The following is a 15,620-nucleotide window of genomic DNA, read 5'->3' as shown; positions in this document are numbered from 1 at the left end:
CTCCAGCGTAGCATCCGGACAGGGCAGCATGCCGTCACCGAGCTGCTTAGCCGACCTGGGGTTGGCCTCATCCTCTTTCCAGCGAAACCAGTTGCGCTGGGCTACGCCGGGCAGGTGGAAAAGGCGCGGGGCAGGCTGGCTGGTATCTACTTTGTCGCTCCAATCGGGGGCATTGGTCAAGGCCTGAGCCAGCGCGGGGCCGGTGGGCGTGAAGCGCACCAGCCGCGTGTAGGGGTCCGTCTGTTGGGTCAGGCCAAACAGGCCAATAAAGCCCTTCACAAAGTCGCGTTGGCTCCAGTCGGGCAGCAGCTCCTGCAAACGGATGCGCCCACCAGGCGGCAGGTCGGGCAGGATTTCCACCGAAAAGCTATCCAGGGGCAGCGCGTTGCCGCCGACTGTATAGATGTAGCCGGTAAAGGCCTCGTAGCCCCACTTGCGGAAAATACCCTGCGAGTCCTGCCCCGTGAGCTTGAGGCGGATTTCTACTTCGTCGCCTTGCTGTACCAGGTATTTGCTCAGGCTGACGGAAAGGGTCAGATAGCTTTTGTCCTGGCTGCTTTTTTTGCTGACTTGCCGCTCACCGCCGGCTATTTCCTGCCCGTTGATGTAGACAAACACCTGCGCGCGGGCAGAGCCATACGGGCTTTCGATAACCGCCGTCGTGGTAGCCGAAACGTTGACGTAGCAGACGAACGGGGCTTTCCAGCGGTACGTAGCCGGGCTGTACACGCCGGGCGTCGTCGGGGCCAGATACCCGTACTGGGCAGCCGTGTAGTCAAAGGGCACGGTCCGGACTACTTCGTCCCGTCCTTCGTAGGGCCGGCCGTAGATGCGGTTTTTATCGCCTCGGCTATCAATGCCGGCCACCAGCTTGGCGGCATTTCTGACCTCTTCCCCGTAGGTGGGCAGGCTGGTAGTAGGCAGGAGCAGGCGGTCAAAGAGCTCGGGCAGGGGCCCAGCCCAGCGAAAGCCCGCCTCCACAAAGATTTGCTCCCACACGGCGCGGGCGTACACGCTCGGGTACACCTCATCTTTATGCAGGTGCACAGTAGCTTCCGCCGCCGGCCCGCCCTTGCCCCGGTCGTAGAGCTCGTAGCAGTAGGCCTGGCGGTAGCTGGTGTGGGCCGCGCCCTTCACGGCGGCGGGCAAGGTCCAATCGTGGACGGTGCTGTCCGGAAACTGAAGTTCGCGTAGCTTTTTGCCCTCAATGGTGGCGTAAAAGCTTTTGTTGCCGCCGACGACCTGGGCTTCGAAGCCGGTGCCCACCTGGTGCTGCTCGATAATGGCCACGGCCCCGGGCAATACCTCCAGCCCGCCGGCTTCCAGCGTGCAGGGCAATTGCTGGTAGGGCGCATCCGTCAGAGCCGGCCCGTGCTGGGCCTGTTCCAGTGCGGCGCGCACCTTCGGAGTATCCGCCAAGGTCAGGGTTGAACTATAGTCCGCCTGCACCGAGTCAGCCTTCAGCAGGTCATTGGCTTGCACCGTAACGCCCACGCGCTGATCGGCGCCCAAGGGCAGGCGGCTACCATCCCGCAATACCAGTGAAGCCGCGCTCATATTCGGGAAATAGCATTGCGCGGGCCCAGGTCGATTTCCACGTCGAACTCGGTGCGGGTTTCCGAAGAGGTGCGGCCTGTAGCGGCGGGCACCACGGTAACAGGGGTAAGATGCCCCGTAGCCGACTGGATATAGACCTGCGGGGAATCCTGCAAGGTGCTGAGCACGGCATGCTGAGCAGGCGTCAGGTTGCCGGCGCGCAGCAGCTGACGGTTACGGCCTTCGCTGCGGAGCTTCACGGCTGCTCCCTTGGCTGGCTGGAAACTATTAGTTGTTGGTGCTGGCGTGTTGTCGTCGGTGTCACCGTCGAAGTGCCAGCCTTCCCAGTTGCCTAGGGAGCTGAGCCAGCGCAAATAGATGCCCCCAGCACAGTAGGGACGCAGTTCCAAGGTAAGCGGCTGAGTGAGCAGTTTCGGCATAGTCCAAAACTCCAACTACCCCGAGCCAATACAAAACGCTCCCCCGCCGAAACGCCGCAAACTAGGGGCAAAACGCCGCGAAGTTTTAAGCCGTGCACGCGAATTGGGAGGCTTTTGGAGAATGTATCTTTGCTGCCTTCACAGATAGCAATACGATACTTACTTTCTCATTTCATGCCTTTAACCCAGACGCATCCTTCTTCAATTGCGCAAGAATCAGGTAATGCTTACTTCAAACCCCTGACCGGATTGCGTAGCGTAGCAGCGTACTTAGTTTATCTGTATCACTACAATATTTATCAGGTTTTTACAGACTCATTATTACTTCGTGATTTGGTGCATGAACTGCACATCGGCGTCAGCATATTCTTCGTGTTGAGCGGCTTTCTGATTGCTTACCGCTATCTAGGGAAGATAGAACGGAGCCGCACCTTCGTGTTTACTTATTTCCGCAATAGAATTGCTCGCATTTACCCGGTCTATTTCCTCCTGACCTCTCTAACCTTTCTGTATCTGCTAAAATACCCAGACTACGATAACCTAGTGAATATCCCCATTGGGGAGAAATACTTACTGAACATCACGTTTTTACGAGGATTCTTTTTCAAGGTCATTTACTCTGGGGTAGGTCAGGGCTGGTCATTGACAGTAGAAGAATGCTTCTATGCTCTAGCCCCACTTGTGCTCTTTACGGTTGGGTTACGTGCCTCCTATGGGCGCCAGATTGGTACACTGGTGCTCACCTGGGTCTGCGTTTTAGGGCTAGGACTACTACTCAAAGAGGGACTGCCAACGGGGCCCTATGGCTTCCTAGACTCGTATCCGCTCTTTTTCAGCTACACGATTTTCGGTCGCATCTTTGAGTTTCTGGTAGGAATGTTACTCGCATTCTACTTGCGCAATCAGAACGTCCGTGCTGTGTCCTCTTCTGGCGCGCGCACCTATGGTGCCATAGTGGGCATCCTCGCCTGTGTGTGTGGTCTCGTGGCTATTCAACGGCACTTTGGCGTTGCTCCAGCCATTGACCACCCCTACGGAATGATGCTCAATAACTTCATTCTGCCCTTCACAGTAGCCTGCTTGTTGTGGGGCTTAGTTACGGAAAGTACTTGGCTTTCTCGGCTGCTTTCTTCTAAGGTAGCGGATGTGTTAGGCAAAAGTTCGTATGCTTTCTACCTACTCCACGCTGGTATAATTTACCGAGAGTTGGTTGGGCGGCTGAAGCCGGATACCCCAGTGAAATATATGCTCGTGTTTTTAATTATAAATGCACTATCCATTGGACTATATTATCTAGTTGAGGAGCCTATGAATAAGTTTATTAGAAGACGATTTGCTGTTTCTAGGTAAGCAGTTTTACTCGCCAGTAAAGTGGCGGTATACCGGTATATCATAATATCTTTACTGTATGAATTTCTATTGGATACATCAAGCATATGACTTGCTATTCACCTACTTTGATATGGGCGCGGCCGTGCTAGTGATTGGCATTCTAATTCAGCTAGCTAGCAAGGGTGCAACTATAGCAGAAGCTTTACACAGCGAAGGCCGGCGGTGTGGTTACACAGGCGATAACCTGATGCTCTCCCTAGTTGTCGCGTTTGCCGCATGGCCACTCGGTATTTTTCGCGCGTTGACAAACAAAACACAATAACTCACTCCACATCACCTAACTCTATGCTTAAAACTTTACAAAAGTGGATTGGCTTTATACTGCCTACTGGAGAGACTAAACGACTAGGGCCGCCGTACCCTCTGTGTGATTGGGATGAAATGCCAGAGGAATATTGGCCTGACTGGTACCGGCAGGAGAAAAAATCCAAAGTAAAAAATAAGTAAAAAAGCCCTGGCTGATGTAAGCCAGGGCTTTTTCGTACAGATGTGCGTAGTGCCGTTACACCGGGCTGACGCTGAACAAGTCCAGCGTAATGGGCCCGCCGTAGCCGTATTTGAATCGGAACGTTTCGAACGTTTGGGTAGCGGTGAACAAGTAGAAGGAATCCCCGCCGCCTACGGCACCGTTGTTGGCCGCGCCCGTTTCGGAGTCCATTACCAAGGAACCGCCTGATTGCGTAAAGACAGTGCGCACCTTATAGGCGGCCCCTACGGTTAGTCCTGTAATCCGCTGCGATAGGTAGGCACTCACAGCACTGGGCAGGGCAACGTGTGTGGCCGTGCCGTTGCCTAGCACCTGCCAGTCTCCGGCTGCTTTCCAACCTGTAGCCTCGTTGCCGGTGGCTGGGCTGTCAAAGGAGGGGTTGAGCAGCAACTCCTGACCAGAGTTAGCCGAGGGCACCCGTAGCCTTCCAAACATGGCGTACTTGCCGTTCTTGGGCACCAGCTTAAGCGTGTGCGTCGTGTCGGAAAGATTGGAGACGGCAAACAGCTCAATCATGCCCCCATTAGTAGTAGCCGGGCGGGTAATGTTCTGGCGGAACGCGTTATCAATGTACACATCCATATCCACCGGATAGCCGCCAAAGTCGGGGGCATCTAGGGCGACACGCGGGCCGGTAAAGTTGATTTCCAGGTAGCCAGTCTGGGAGAACCGTGCCCGGTTGGTGCTGTCGGCCGCCCACTGGCTCGGAGAATACAGCACCCGGTTATCCTGAATGCTGGCGTAGGCTCCGCTAATTAGAACGGGTTTGCCGTTGGAGCCGGGCACGTAAGCAGGCTCCTCTGGCGTGGTAACGGCAACCGTTGAAATAGCCACGGTCTTGACAAACAGGTAGCCCCCGTTGGGAACCAGCCGGGCCGTATGCACGGCGTTGGTCAGGCCCGAAATTGTAATGGTGCCGCCATTGGTGGCCTCATCCATCGTGCCCTTCTTCACCCCGTCTACATACACGTCATACTTCTGCGCAAACCCGCCGAGGGTAGGGGCCGTCAGCGTAAAGCCGGTGCTGTTAAACTTAAACTCCGTGAAGAAGCCAGGGTCGTTGCCATAGATGGCCCCCTGGGCAGAGCTGGCAATACCGGAAAAGCCCCAGTAATAGAGCGCTGGGCTGGTCTGGTCTACTGTTACTCCAGCCTGCAATACGGGTCGGTCCGCTGTAATGGCCGGCGTCTTGGGCGCGGGGTTGCTACCGCTGGGCACCAAGGGGAACGGATAGGCGGCTGAGCTGCCGTAGAAGTAGTTGAACGCATCGTACCCCCCGAGCAGGTACTGGCTGCGGCCGGTGTAGTGCAGGTTGTCATCCGAATTCAGGGGGAAGCCGGTCGTATTGAGCAGTTTGCTGTTAGCATCCGTAGCGATGTAGGCATTTTGCTCTGCCAGCATTCCAGACGTGCGGCCCACGATGCCTTTTTTGGTCGTTGCCAAAATTACGTTGTCCGCTATCAGCCGCTGAATCAGATCGGTGAGCTTGCCTTGATAGTAGCCACTGGCGCTACCCTCGTCGCTCTCCCATTGGTTCCAGAGGAAGCCCACCACGTAGGGGGTTTTGCCGGCTGCCACCAGGTTGTTTTTGGCTGCCGTCACGTCCTGCACTAAGCTGGTGTACTGGAAGTTTCCCGGCCTCCAGGAGTTAATCGGGTTACCCGGTGAGCCGTGTTTGACGATGTACAAGTCACCAGTGGGGTTCTCGGCTTCCCAGCGCTGGGCAAAGCCGATTTCCGCGCCGAACCCGTTGCCGCCAGCGCCTCGGTTGTTGAGGCCCCAGCGGAGTTTCTGCCACTTGTTATCAGTCCAGATGTATGCGCGCGCAAACTCATCCAGCGGATCTGAGGCAAGCAGCGGGTAAGTAGTCTGCTGGAACTCCGTGATGGAATTGATGCCGCTACTGTTGCTCTGCCCATCCATGATGAGCAGGTGAGCAGCGCCCGCTGGGATGGAGGATCCACCTGACGGGGCCGGATTTACAACTACGCTTACCTCCGAAGAGAAGGCCGTAGCCCCATCATCATCGGTCACTTTCGCCCGCACCTTGAACGTGCCCACTGCTGAGGGCGTCCAGTCCAAGACGTAGGGTGAAGTAGTATCCGAGGCCAGTACTGCCCCGTTCGCATCCACTAGCTCCACCTTCGTAACGGTCCCATCGCTGTCCGAGGCAATGGCTTGGAAGCTCTGCGACACGCCTACGGTGCCGGTGCTGTTACCCGTCAAGGCCACCGAGGGGGCTTGGTTCACCGGCGGCGCAGCGGCCTGCACCGTAATAGAAACCGTCGCTGTGCTGCTTAGGCCCGCGCCATCGGTGGCCTTGGCTACGAAGCTCATCGGCCCAGCTGTGTTGACGGTGTAGCTCAGGGTATAGGTAGTGCCGTTTTTATTGGCCGTGCCCAGGCTGCCCCCCGTAGAGCCATTGAGGAACTCCACTGACGTAACCGCCGTATCGTCGGTCGCTGTGGCCGTGAGGGTTAGCACGGTACCCACTGGCACGGTAGCACCCGAAGCGGGTGCGGTAAAGGTGATTGTGGGCGCTTGGTTGGCAGGGGTAGTAGTAGGCGGTGTGGTACCCCCGCCTACAGCACTACCTACTGGGCGCCACTTGCCTGCCACCTTCGCAAAGTAGGAAGCGGTTTTGTCGGTCGTGTTGACGTAAATCCAGATGTCCTTGTCAATGCCCAGCGCGTCATCTGGCGCGTAGGTTTCGGCAAAAGTGCTGTTGCCATCCTCACCATCAAGTCCATCCTCACCACTCTGGTAGTCCTGACCGGGCACGGGTGTTTTTCCCGGCTCACCCTTCAGATTCATGCGCAGCACATAGGCCCCGCTTGCCTTCTGGTATTCGTCGCCGGTGGCTGTGTCGCGGTACACGTCGCCATCCTTGCCGAGGGTATTGGCGGGCTTACCCGAGCCGTAGCGCAGCACGGACGCACCGGCAGCTGCCAGTAAAGCCAGGTCCTTCATTAGCTGGCTTTGCCGATTGAGCAGAGCAGCCAATACGGGCCCATCCAGGTTTGCCCCAGCTCGTAGGCTGTTGGTAAAATCCAGGTTCAGTTGATCTAACTGGGATTGTAGTTGCGCATAGGTTGTAGCAGCCATTAGCGGAAGTCGTTATCGTTGAAGTCAGAAATATTGAAGTCGTGGGGCTCCGGCCGTGGCGGGGTAGGCAGATTGCCCCCAACGGGGCCACAGCTGCCCCGGTAAGCGCGGTCGGTATCGGAAAGGGCGAAGGTGACCGTAGCCGCGCAGGGCAGTACATCGGTAGCGGGCAAGGGAATGCGCGTCACACCGGCAGGAAGCGAGGCGGCTACCACTTGGGTTTTGATTTCCAGCTCAGCGCCGAAGGCATCCCGGTACACGAACTCGGCAAACAGGTCTGCTTCGCGCCCATCGGGCAGCCACACGGCCACATCGAGGGGCAGGCCCACCCACTGCACGCCCTGGCTTTGCGGGAAAGCAGGCAGCAGGTAAGCGGGGTGCACGGTATCGGCCACGTAGGAGGCAGGCTCCTGCTCCGCGTAAGGTCCTTCGGGCAGGGCGCACAGCACGGCCCGGTGCAGGCCCCGCGGCTCTACCCACTCGCCGGCTCCCTCAGCGTCTATTTCCCGGTAGCGGTAGCGGAAATCCAGGCTGGCCGCGGGGTCGGGCGTCACGATGCCCTGCGGGTACTCCAGCACAGGCCGTAGGTGAGCATGCAGCGCCGCCGATACATCGATGAGTTCCGCTTCCTTGCGCACGGTTTTGCGTACCCGGGCAAAAGGCCGCTCCTGCTCAGGCTGGAAGAGCTCGACTACTACATGCAGGCCTACGCGCGGGCTGTTGTCGTTTGTCGTGAGGCGCGTTACGGGGGTAGGCAGTTCAGCGGGCCGGCCCAGTAGCCCGCCCACCGCATGCCAGCGGGTAGCGGGCTCGGGCAGCGGCGCTACGGCCACGGGCTCAACGCCGTTGATGGTGAAGGAAAGCTCAGCCGTGCAGCCTTTGCTGTCCCTGATTTTCACCTGGTAGGTGCCGGCTGGGATGTTGCCCAGCTCGCCCATGGCGTACACCTGCCCAGGGGGCCGGGTGGCCAGCTGCACGTACACCGAGCCATCGGCGCGCAGCACCTGCCCTAACCAAGTGGGAGCCGAAGTAGATACCACGAAGGACACCGCGCCCACGCCGCCGGGCTCCAGGGGCTGATATTCCTTCAGCCCTGATAAAGTCAGGTCACAGACCGGGGCTTCCACCACGCCGCCCCCGCTGCAGCTAATGGTGTACTCTGCTTCCTCCAACTCATCCAGTTGGTTGCGGGCTTCGATGGTGTACGGGCCATCGGGAACAGGCGAGAAGCGGAAAGTTTGGGAGGAGGCATCGGCTGTCTCCGCTCCAATCATCTGCCCCTGAGCATTACGCACCACGCACTCTACGCGGTAGAGGCCACCGGCAGAAAATACATCGGTGCGCACTGTTACGCGCATCTCTGCCCCAGGGCCAGGAATCAGGCAGGTGTGTTGAACTCCAATCTTTAGGGGCATCAGTAGGCAGTGGTTTGCGTGAGGTCGGGGAACAGCTCGGAAGTGAGGGAGCGGCGGGTTTCAGCGGCCAGGGCAAGGCGCAAGCGGCCCTTGCTGGCCTGAATCACCTCGCGCAGCGTGCCGGTGGGCCTAGCGAAGCGCGGATCCTCCCCCCGAAACAGGCGCGTACCCCGGCGAAGGATGGAGGTAGCCACGGCCCAAGGGGAAGCATCGGAGCCGCGGGCCGCTAGCCAGAGCTTGATATCCTCAATCATGGCCCGGCCCGGCTTGGCCTCGGGGTCACGGGCAGGGCCTGAGCCTTCTTCCAGGGCGCCGATGTGGGCGGGGCCGAGTAGGCGGGCCAGCTCGGGCGCGGACTCATTGCGCAGGCGGGCAATGGTGCGCCCCGTAGCGCGCTGGCCGGAAGCCGTGATGGACTCGCCTAGCTCTTGCTGGGCGAGGTTGATTTCCTGAGTGAGCAACTGGGCTAGATTCATGAATACACTAGGCCAGTTAAATGCGTGAAAGCCTCTTCGTCCCACACGCACACATTTGAGTCTCCCTGTGGCAAGTCTGGTACCTGCTTCCGGAAATTCATGAGGCCTTGCACATGATATGCCTCTAAAAATTCGGGCATGCTCATTTCGTGCACGTATTCGCAGCATGAATCAGCCACCCATAAGCGTGGGTTTTGCTTGGCTTCGCATGCCACTCCGATAGCATGCAACATCTTCCCGTTTCGTGAAGCCACAATGACAACCAGTAACAATAGTCTGCCTGGCATTCCTTCGCATGGCTCTGAGGTAAAATGCAGTAAGCCTGTTACATCTGTAATGCGTCCGCAGCCTAAGGGAAGCATCCAATCCATAGTCAGGTAGTGCCCAGGCTCTACATGCTTGGCAAAGGCCTGATTTAGCTCATAAGTATCTTGGCCGCTGCCTGGCTTTGCATCCTCTAAGTAGCGAGGCTCATTGAAGAGGTTCGCTAGTGTGTAAAGTCCACAATTACCTGCGACTGTTTGACGGAATGGAATTTTCATAGCCTAGCAAATTGATGCCCGCTCGGCAGGCGTGATATCCAGCTGCATGACCACCCCATCCAGGTTGCCATCAAACTGATTGTAGGCGGACACGATGTTGCGGGCCGTAACCGTCAGTAGGTCTGGATGCTTGCCGAGGGCATCAAGCAAGGCGTAGGCTGCATTAAGCAGTTCATTCATGCGGGGTAGGCGCTCTTCGGCCCGCTCGGTGAACTTGGCAAAGGCCATGACGGACACGACAGCCTGAAAGGTGGTGGTCGTGCGAACCTTGTACTTGTTGATGGTAGGCACTACCAGCATCTTATCATCCACCAGCACCACTTTATCAGTGAACTGGAGCCGGTCAAGGTCAATGTTGGCCTCTTCCTTTTCACCGTGGGCGAAGTGGCAGCCAGGAATAGCGGCCAAGGCGCAGGCGCGTAGGGCGGGAATGGGGTACTGCATCTCGCTATGCGTAAAAACCGAAGAAGTGAAACACCAGCCCACCACCAGCCAACTGTACTGTGCTGATGAATTCGTGTCCTATTGGCAATTCAGCGACTGTATGGCCTGTGCCATAGCAGTGTAGCAGATAGTCTTGCAGCGGCTGCTCTGTATCGACAAGCGCCCACATCTGCAGTGCCTCACCTTGCTGCTGAATGGAAAGCGGCGCGGAAAATCTTGGCAAGCGAATCACTTGCATATCTTCCAGATTGACAGGGTACTTGAATATGGTTCTCATTTGCCTTTCAGTTTGAAGCCAATGGGTGCGGGCGTAGCTTCCTTAGTGAGTTGCTTGCCGAGGCGCTTATGCAGCTTGCCCAGCACCTTCGTTTTCTCTTCCTTGCTCAGGCTCTCTACCGAGGTGTTGAGCGTGCTGAGCAGCGTTTTTGCGTGTTGCTTAGACTTCATGCGTCATACAGGCCAGAGGTGAGAGGGAGGGCTGAACTAGCCAGCTTGCGGTACTTATCCCATTTCCTTGCGATATCCACATCACAGGCAAACACACCAGCGGCGTTTCTGCAGGAGGGATTGCGGCAAGTCAGCAGCACGGCATCCTTACCCATGCCCTTGGCCCAAGTGGTTTTTATGGGGCTCTGACCACAGCAGGCAGGGTATTCACTGCCATCGGAGTCTGTACCCTTGACTTTGGATGTAATTTCAATGGCCATGGCTTATCGTTTCTGTAGCTGCTCCTGCTTCAGGTGCACCTGGTGACGGTAGTAGGCTTTGTGGTTTTCCAGCTCAATCATGGTGTTGACCTCCGCCCATTTCTTCAGGAAGAAGTAGTCCCAGCGCGTCTTGTCGCCGCCGGCCAGCGCATCCACGACGGCCAGCGTATCCCACTCTTCCGAGAAGCGCCCGATGTTGGCGCTTCGCTCGGCTTGGCTGATGGGAATGCGCTTGAGCCGCTCGGCGTGGGCCCGTCGGATGCGGTCGAACTCGGCAAAAAAAAATCCGTCAGCGGCAGCGCCTCGGCTAGCGTCACGTCCTGGCAGAGCACTTCCAGCACGGGCACCCTATCCGTGTCGTAGGCGGTGCCATCGTAGGCGGGCTGTAGCACTGTAGCCAGCACCTTCAGCCTGAGCTGGGGCACGTCTTGGCCAAATTCGTGAATGAGGGCGCCGATATCGGCAGCTTGCCCGAAAGACAAGTCTTCGAGGGTATCGAGTACAGGTACTTCAACTGAGTTAAGAGAGCCACCCAGGAAGATGCTCTTCGGCCGGGGGTAGGCTTTCCAGTCGGGCTGTTCCCCCAGCCACAGCACGGAGCGCAGGGCCTTGTCGAGTTGCCTAGGGGCTAGGTGCAGCAGCTGCTCAGGCGGGCAGCCCAGCAGAATAGCTAGGCCTTCGCTGATGGAAGCGCCCTCTTCCAGCGCCGCTAGGGCCGCGGCTTGAGAGAGGGTGACGCTACCCCAGTCGGGTGGGAGGGTGTTTAGGGAGAGGGCTAGCATATCAACGACGTGAGCGGCTGGGGCCGAAGGATTGGGAAACTGTGATGGGGGCGGCTACGGGCTTGCCGATGCAGTTCAGGGCCACGTAGCGCACAGGGTCGATGCAGTGGTTGAAGGCGTCCACGGGTTCATTGGTGGGCTTACCCGACACCCGATCAACCCGGTACTTGTAGTTGCTGAGCTCCTTGCGCAGGTTCACCGAGCGGCGCGTAACATTGAGGTGGTAGCGCTTGAGAATATCCAGGCCGTTGCTCACCGAGTCGGGCCCTTTGATCGCTCCCTCGATCAGCCGAAAGCCCAGCTGCCGTAGCTCTTCGATGCTCTTGGGCTCGGCGGAGTCAGCAACCAAGCGCTTAAGGGTCGCGGCGGGGTCCTCTTCCAGCAGTCGCTTATGAATGGCTGGGTTGGTTAGTCCTTCCTGGTAGAGCACCTCATCTAGCCAGAGTTCCCCGTTTTGCAGGTACACATCAATGGCCGTGGTGGGGTCATTGGTAAAACCGAAGTCCATGCCGCGCCCGATGAACTTAGCCAGCGGGGGCACCTCTTCACAGATCGTCCAGTTGCGTAGCACCAGGCCTTCAATCTTGCCGGTGAGCCCGCGGGCGTACACCTTCCAAAGCTCCTCATCCTTCTGCTTCAGGCCTTCAATCTTGGCCCGCTGCTTCTCCATCAGGAAGGGGTTGTGCCGGTGGTCGCTGATGAGCAGCTCAACGCCACTACACCCGATGATATCATCGTGCACATAGAACTCGGCATTGGGGTTGTAGTCGATAAAGACCTGCTCTTTGGTGCGTAGCTCCAGCTCATCATAGATAGGCTTCACCACGCCCTGGGCTTCGTTGACGAAGAGGAAGTCACGCTTACCACTCTTCGCGTCCTGAGCATCCTCATACGACTTGAATTCCATCACGCAGCCGTTATGGAATTCGAAGATGCGCTCACTCTTGTTGTAGGACTTGATGAGGCTTTTCAGCTCATCGGAGTTGTTATAGATGTCGAGGGCATCCCGTAGCGCCCCGGCTTTCAGGTTGGGAATGTCCTGGCCGGCGACGGTGCACACCTTACGCCGAAGCTCCGAGAGCTTGGTAAAGAGCACCTGCAGGATGCTGTAGGTTTTGCCTGAGCTGGTGCCGCCTTGATTGACAACGGTATCGGCGGAGCTGTGGTAGTTGTCGGCAAAGAGACGCGAGCTTTTAAACATCCAGCACCTCCTTTTCAGAACGGGCCAGCGGCGGGCCGGTGGCAATGATTTCCACCTTGGTGTTGAGCACAGGCACGGCCCGGCTCTGCTCATTGTCCTTCTCGTAAGCTCCTTTGATGCGGGCCAGCTTGTCTAGGGCCGCATCAGGGTCACGCAGTTCAATGCCCAGCCCGTACTGAGTGGGCTTGATGCTTCTGGCCAGGTCCAACACCCCAGCCTTCTGCGCCTTCACCAGATCAAGTTCCAGCACCTGCTCATACTTCTTCGGCCCATCAATCAGGCGAGTAGCCTGCGGGTCACGCTCCAAGGCCATCTGCCATTCCAGAATGCGCAGCTGCATGCGGCGGACCTTGCCTTCAGACCGAGCCATGTAGTCGGAGAGCTCTTCGCCAGTATATCCTAGCACCTGGGCCGCTCGGGGCGCATAGTCTTGCTCGTAGGCAATGGCCTCCTCCTCTTCCTTGATGGCTAGCGTAAGATGCTGAGGCACTTTGTTTTCCACCTCAACTTCCTTCAGCGTATAGAAGTCATCAAGGGTAGCGCGGCTTACCCGGTCCCAGCGGTGGGCTATCTCCTCGGTGCTGGGGCCTACATCCTTCAGCTTCTCAGCAAACGCTTTTCGGATGTTAGCATTTGTTAGCAAGCGGTGGGCTTCCACTCGGATGCCGCTGCCCTTGTAGCCTGCCTTCGTGGCCGCTGCCGTAGCCGAGATATTGGGGTCCGCACAGATAGCATTGACGAAAGCTTTCTGCTTCGGCGTCAAGGACTGAAAGGCGGTTTTCTCGGGTTTGGTGGACATACCACGAAACTCCAACCATCCCCGATAGATACAAAGCGGGCAGGGGCCATTCCGCCGTTGACCTATAGCAAAACGCCGAAAAGCTACTGGCTCAGACCGGCGTAGCCAGCATGCGCCGCAGTACGACGGTGCTTACCCCCAACTCGCGGGCCGTTTCGCGGCGGGCTTTAGCCTGGGTCCATTTGGTGTGCAGCTGCAGCAGCTCGGCTACCCGCTGCTTGGCTCTGAGGCAAGCCGTAGCGCTGTACTGCTGACGCTTGGGCGGCTCGGGAGGCATGCTGATAAAGTCAAGGATGCGGCGGCGCTCAGGGGCGGGCAGCTGGGCCAGCACTTGGCGGAGTTGTTCGGCGGCACCCTGCCAGGGAAGAATCGTAGCGGAAGAATGCGCAATAGCGGTCATAGGGAGAGAGCTAAAGGGTAGTGGATTAGTGGCCAGGACGCACACCGCATTCCAGCGCGGCTTTGTCCAGGTAGTCTTTCTGGGCCTGGGTGAGGTCGTGCCCTACCCAACGGTAGCGGGGCTCCTCCTCCGACAAATCCCAGACGGTAGAGGTGAATAGCGGGCGGGCTTTGGCGCTTCGGCGGTGCTCCTGCAGTTGCTCGGCTGTGCGGCGTGTGGTAGCAGGCTGCTCCGTATCGTTTTGCTTGGGGCTGGAAGCACTTTGGCCACTGGCTAGGGTCTTTCCCTTGCCAGTGGCTTTGGTGGTCGCCTTGGGCTTTATTCCCGCGGCTTCTAATTGGCGGCGTATGGCCTCGGTCATTTGGGCTTCTTGAAGGGAGGCAGGATACCGAGGTAGTAGTACCGGGTAGGCTCTCCGTAGCCGGCGAACGTCATGTAGTGGTAGCGGCCCCTGATATACTTGTCAGCTTCTCCCGACTGCATCAGGTCACCAACATGGTAGTGGGTCGGCACGACTTCCGCGAAGTGCAGGAACATTTCCTCATCCACTTCATCCATCGGTTTGAGGTACTCCAGGATGGACATTGCGGGGCCATCTTCCCAAGCTTGATAGGTCTTCATGTCAGTATCTGTTACAGGTCTAGAAATTCACCGAGAGCATAGAATTGCTTCACCGGCATCTGGCCTTCTCGCACATCCAGCAGCCGGCCTTTGCCGAAACCGTACATCTCCACTATTTCGCTGGTGCTCATATTGCGCACGGCAGCCAATTCGAGGTGCAGGATGCCGCCCTCAAACTCGTAGGAGCGAACGGCTATCATACCGGGTTTGCACCCTGCGCAATCCGAGTTCAGACAGTTGGCCCGGCCACCATCGGAGGGAATACCCACGGCTACTACTGGCTGCATCCAGGGCAGATCAATCGGGTGCTCCTTGGCCAGCTGCTCCAGCGCCTCGGCATCATGGTCGGGCGTGGGTACCGGGCGCAGCTTCTGGGCGGCCATGTCGATAGCCCGCAGTAGCTCTAAATCCGAGAGTGTAGCGGCGTTGGCCTGGGCGTCGTCGAGGATGAGTAGAGCTTCTTCGGTGCTGGCCTCAGTGTGGATATAGGCTGATGAGCAGCGGGCTCGTACATCAGCAGCAACCTGGGGCAGGTGATGCTGGATAGCACTGGCATATGCTAAGCCTGCCACGCGGCCAGCGTGAATATGGGTGGCATCACTACCACCATCATCAATGCGGAATACCAAATAGTCGGCATCCTTGTCAACTGGCTCACCATTGACCTTGCTCACGATGTAGCGGAGGTGTAAACCGTTCGGATTCTCTTGTTGGGTTGGGAAGCTCATGGGGAATTGAGTTTTGAAGGCTTTCGAATGGTGCGGGCCCGGCCGTGGGCCGCACGGTAATGGAGGCGGTAGCTCAGGTGCTGAATGGCAATCCAGCCTATCCGCTCGGGGTGGCCCTGGTGCTGCCAGAATTCAGCGGCTACCAACTCCTGCACCAGGGCCAGTTCAAGGGGTGTCATCACTCCTGCTCTACAGTTCGGACAATGCCCTCTACCGTGCAGCTCATGCCACTGTAGGAGCCGAGTAGCTTTTCGCCGTACTCGTGGATGAGTGAGAGGATATGGCCCTCATCTTCCTCTGATAGACCGCAGTACTCAAATAGCCCTCCTGCATCTATCTGCTGAAGGATTTTACCCGATATGAGCTGGGCAATGCGCTTCTTTTTGGTTTTGGTGAGCATCAGGTTGAAGGATTGGGGTGAGGTGTCGTTTCTGGCATTCGGCGGCTACCAGCTCACGGCCTGGCCCGCCTCGGGTGTGGAAGTAGCGGAGCAGCAGCTTCAGCTCCTCATCCGGCAGGGCAGCCACTTCGGCGGCTAGGTCCTG

General features: G+C 57.8%; 23 protein-coding genes. 3 read left to right on the top strand and 20 right to left on the bottom strand.

What is annotated here, in order from left to right:
• Positions 1 to 1,557: hypothetical protein (locus DNI29_RS19215; protein ID WP_133255749.1), on the bottom strand; the 1,557-nt coding region annotated here is incomplete at its 3' end.
• Entirely contained in the window at positions 1,554 to 1,976 is a 423-nt protein-coding gene (locus DNI29_RS19210; RefSeq protein WP_110979750.1) for a hypothetical protein, read from the bottom strand. The genes DNI29_RS19215 and DNI29_RS19210, both read right to left, overlap by 4 nt.
• A gap of 174 nt (positions 1,977 to 2,150) precedes the next feature.
• On the opposite strand from DNI29_RS19210, the gene DNI29_RS19205 reads away from it, so the two are divergent.
• On the top strand, positions 2,151 to 3,326 hold the full coding sequence (locus tag DNI29_RS19205) for an acyltransferase family protein (protein WP_110979749.1): 1,176 nt from the start codon (positions 2,151 to 2,153) through the stop codon (positions 3,324 to 3,326).
• Between the two features lie 58 nt (positions 3,327 to 3,384).
• A complete protein-coding gene (locus DNI29_RS19200; protein WP_110979748.1) occupies positions 3,385 to 3,630 on the top strand; it encodes a hypothetical protein in 246 nt (81 codons plus the stop codon).
• 240 nt (positions 3,631 to 3,870) lie between these two features.
• On the opposite strand, the gene DNI29_RS19195 is transcribed toward DNI29_RS19200, so the two are convergent.
• The 18 genes from DNI29_RS19195 to DNI29_RS19120 all read right to left on the bottom strand — a co-directional run bounded on the left by DNI29_RS19195 (position 3,871) and on the right by DNI29_RS19120 (position 15,475).
• The gene (locus DNI29_RS19195; protein ID WP_110979747.1) at positions 3,871 to 6,960 is read right to left on the bottom strand and encodes a sialate O-acetylesterase; all 3,090 of its coding nucleotides are present in this window, start codon (positions 6,958 to 6,960) and stop codon (positions 3,871 to 3,873) included.
• Entirely contained in the window at positions 6,960 to 8,375 is a 1,416-nt protein-coding gene (locus DNI29_RS19190; RefSeq protein WP_110979746.1) for a hypothetical protein, read from the bottom strand. The genes DNI29_RS19195 and DNI29_RS19190 overlap by 1 nt, the downstream gene beginning before the upstream one ends.
• Positions 8,375 to 8,851, bottom strand: a complete 477-nt coding sequence (locus tag DNI29_RS19185; RefSeq protein ID WP_110979745.1) for a hypothetical protein — start codon at positions 8,849 to 8,851, stop codon at positions 8,375 to 8,377. The genes DNI29_RS19190 and DNI29_RS19185 overlap by 1 nt, the downstream gene beginning before the upstream one ends.
• Positions 8,848 to 9,393 (bottom strand): hypothetical protein, encoded by a 546-nt coding sequence (locus DNI29_RS19180; protein WP_110979744.1) that lies wholly within the window; start codon positions 9,391 to 9,393, stop codon positions 8,848 to 8,850. The genes DNI29_RS19185 and DNI29_RS19180 overlap by 4 nt, the downstream gene beginning before the upstream one ends.
• A 3-nt stretch (positions 9,394 to 9,396) precedes the next feature.
• On the bottom strand, positions 9,397 to 9,837 hold the full coding sequence (locus DNI29_RS19175; RefSeq protein WP_110979743.1) for a hypothetical protein: 441 nt from the start codon (positions 9,835 to 9,837) through the stop codon (positions 9,397 to 9,399).
• A 4-nt stretch (positions 9,838 to 9,841) separates the two neighbouring features.
• Positions 9,842 to 10,114: a DUF7352 domain-containing protein gene (locus DNI29_RS19170; protein WP_110979742.1), complete on the bottom strand. Its 273-nt coding sequence runs from the start codon at positions 10,112 to 10,114 to the stop codon at positions 9,842 to 9,844.
• Positions 10,111 to 10,284, bottom strand: a complete 174-nt coding sequence (locus DNI29_RS24570; RefSeq protein ID WP_162303667.1) for a hypothetical protein — start codon at positions 10,282 to 10,284, stop codon at positions 10,111 to 10,113. Before DNI29_RS24570 ends, DNI29_RS19170 begins: the two co-directional genes overlap by 4 nt.
• The gene (locus DNI29_RS24980; RefSeq protein ID WP_110979741.1) at positions 10,281 to 10,544 is read right to left on the bottom strand and encodes a hypothetical protein; all 264 of its coding nucleotides are present in this window, start codon (positions 10,542 to 10,544) and stop codon (positions 10,281 to 10,283) included. The genes DNI29_RS24570 and DNI29_RS24980 overlap by 4 nt, the downstream gene beginning before the upstream one ends.
• A 3-nt stretch (positions 10,545 to 10,547) precedes the next feature.
• Positions 10,548 to 10,700 carry a hypothetical protein gene (locus DNI29_RS24565; RefSeq protein WP_162303666.1) on the bottom strand — a complete coding sequence of 51 codons (153 nt, stop codon included), beginning with the start codon at positions 10,698 to 10,700 and terminating at the stop codon, positions 10,548 to 10,550.
• Positions 10,649 to 11,326 carry a hypothetical protein gene (locus DNI29_RS19160; RefSeq protein WP_110979740.1) on the bottom strand — a complete coding sequence of 226 codons (678 nt, stop codon included), beginning with the start codon at positions 11,324 to 11,326 and terminating at the stop codon, positions 10,649 to 10,651. Before DNI29_RS19160 ends, DNI29_RS24565 begins: the two co-directional genes overlap by 52 nt.
• Position 11,327: 1 nt before the next feature.
• Complete coding sequence (locus tag DNI29_RS19155) at positions 11,328 to 12,527, bottom strand: PBSX family phage terminase large subunit (RefSeq protein WP_162303665.1); 1,200 nt, start codon at positions 12,525 to 12,527, stop codon at positions 11,328 to 11,330.
• Complete coding sequence (locus tag DNI29_RS19150; protein WP_110979738.1) at positions 12,520 to 13,326, bottom strand: terminase small subunit; 807 nt, start codon at positions 13,324 to 13,326, stop codon at positions 12,520 to 12,522. Before DNI29_RS19150 ends, DNI29_RS19155 begins: the two co-directional genes overlap by 8 nt.
• 91 nt (positions 13,327 to 13,417) lie before the next feature.
• Positions 13,418 to 13,726, bottom strand: a complete 309-nt coding sequence (locus DNI29_RS19145; RefSeq protein ID WP_110979737.1) for a hypothetical protein — start codon at positions 13,724 to 13,726, stop codon at positions 13,418 to 13,420.
• A 25-nt stretch (positions 13,727 to 13,751) separates the two neighbouring features.
• Positions 13,752 to 14,087 (bottom strand): hypothetical protein, encoded by a 336-nt coding sequence (locus tag DNI29_RS19140; protein ID WP_110979736.1) that lies wholly within the window; start codon positions 14,085 to 14,087, stop codon positions 13,752 to 13,754.
• Complete coding sequence (locus tag DNI29_RS19135) at positions 14,084 to 14,347, bottom strand: hypothetical protein (RefSeq protein ID WP_110979735.1); 264 nt, start codon at positions 14,345 to 14,347, stop codon at positions 14,084 to 14,086. The genes DNI29_RS19140 and DNI29_RS19135 overlap by 4 nt, the downstream gene beginning before the upstream one ends.
• A gap of 11 nt (positions 14,348 to 14,358) precedes the next feature.
• Positions 14,359 to 15,075 (bottom strand): hypothetical protein, encoded by a 717-nt coding sequence (locus tag DNI29_RS19130; RefSeq protein WP_110979734.1) that lies wholly within the window; start codon positions 15,073 to 15,075, stop codon positions 14,359 to 14,361.
• Complete coding sequence (locus DNI29_RS19125) at positions 15,072 to 15,254, bottom strand: hypothetical protein (protein ID WP_110979733.1); 183 nt, start codon at positions 15,252 to 15,254, stop codon at positions 15,072 to 15,074. Before DNI29_RS19125 ends, DNI29_RS19130 begins: the two co-directional genes overlap by 4 nt.
• Positions 15,254 to 15,475 (bottom strand): hypothetical protein, encoded by a 222-nt coding sequence (locus tag DNI29_RS19120; RefSeq protein ID WP_110979732.1) that lies wholly within the window; start codon positions 15,473 to 15,475, stop codon positions 15,254 to 15,256. Before DNI29_RS19120 ends, DNI29_RS19125 begins: the two co-directional genes overlap by 1 nt.
• On the opposite strand from DNI29_RS19120, the gene DNI29_RS24560 reads away from it, so the two are divergent.
• Positions 15,468 to 15,614 carry a hypothetical protein gene (locus tag DNI29_RS24560; protein WP_162303664.1) on the top strand — a complete coding sequence of 49 codons (147 nt, stop codon included), beginning with the start codon at positions 15,468 to 15,470 and terminating at the stop codon, positions 15,612 to 15,614. The genes DNI29_RS19120 and DNI29_RS24560 overlap by 8 nt on opposite strands.
• Positions 15,615 to 15,620: the final 6 nt, after the last annotated feature.

It is taken from the genome of Hymenobacter sediminis, from assembly GCF_003231285.1.
Taxonomy (GTDB): Bacteria; Bacteroidota; Bacteroidia; order Cytophagales; family Hymenobacteraceae; genus Hymenobacter; species Hymenobacter sediminis.
The sequence above is the reverse complement of the archived record's forward strand: the minus strand, read 5'-3'. Positions and strand labels throughout refer to the sequence as shown.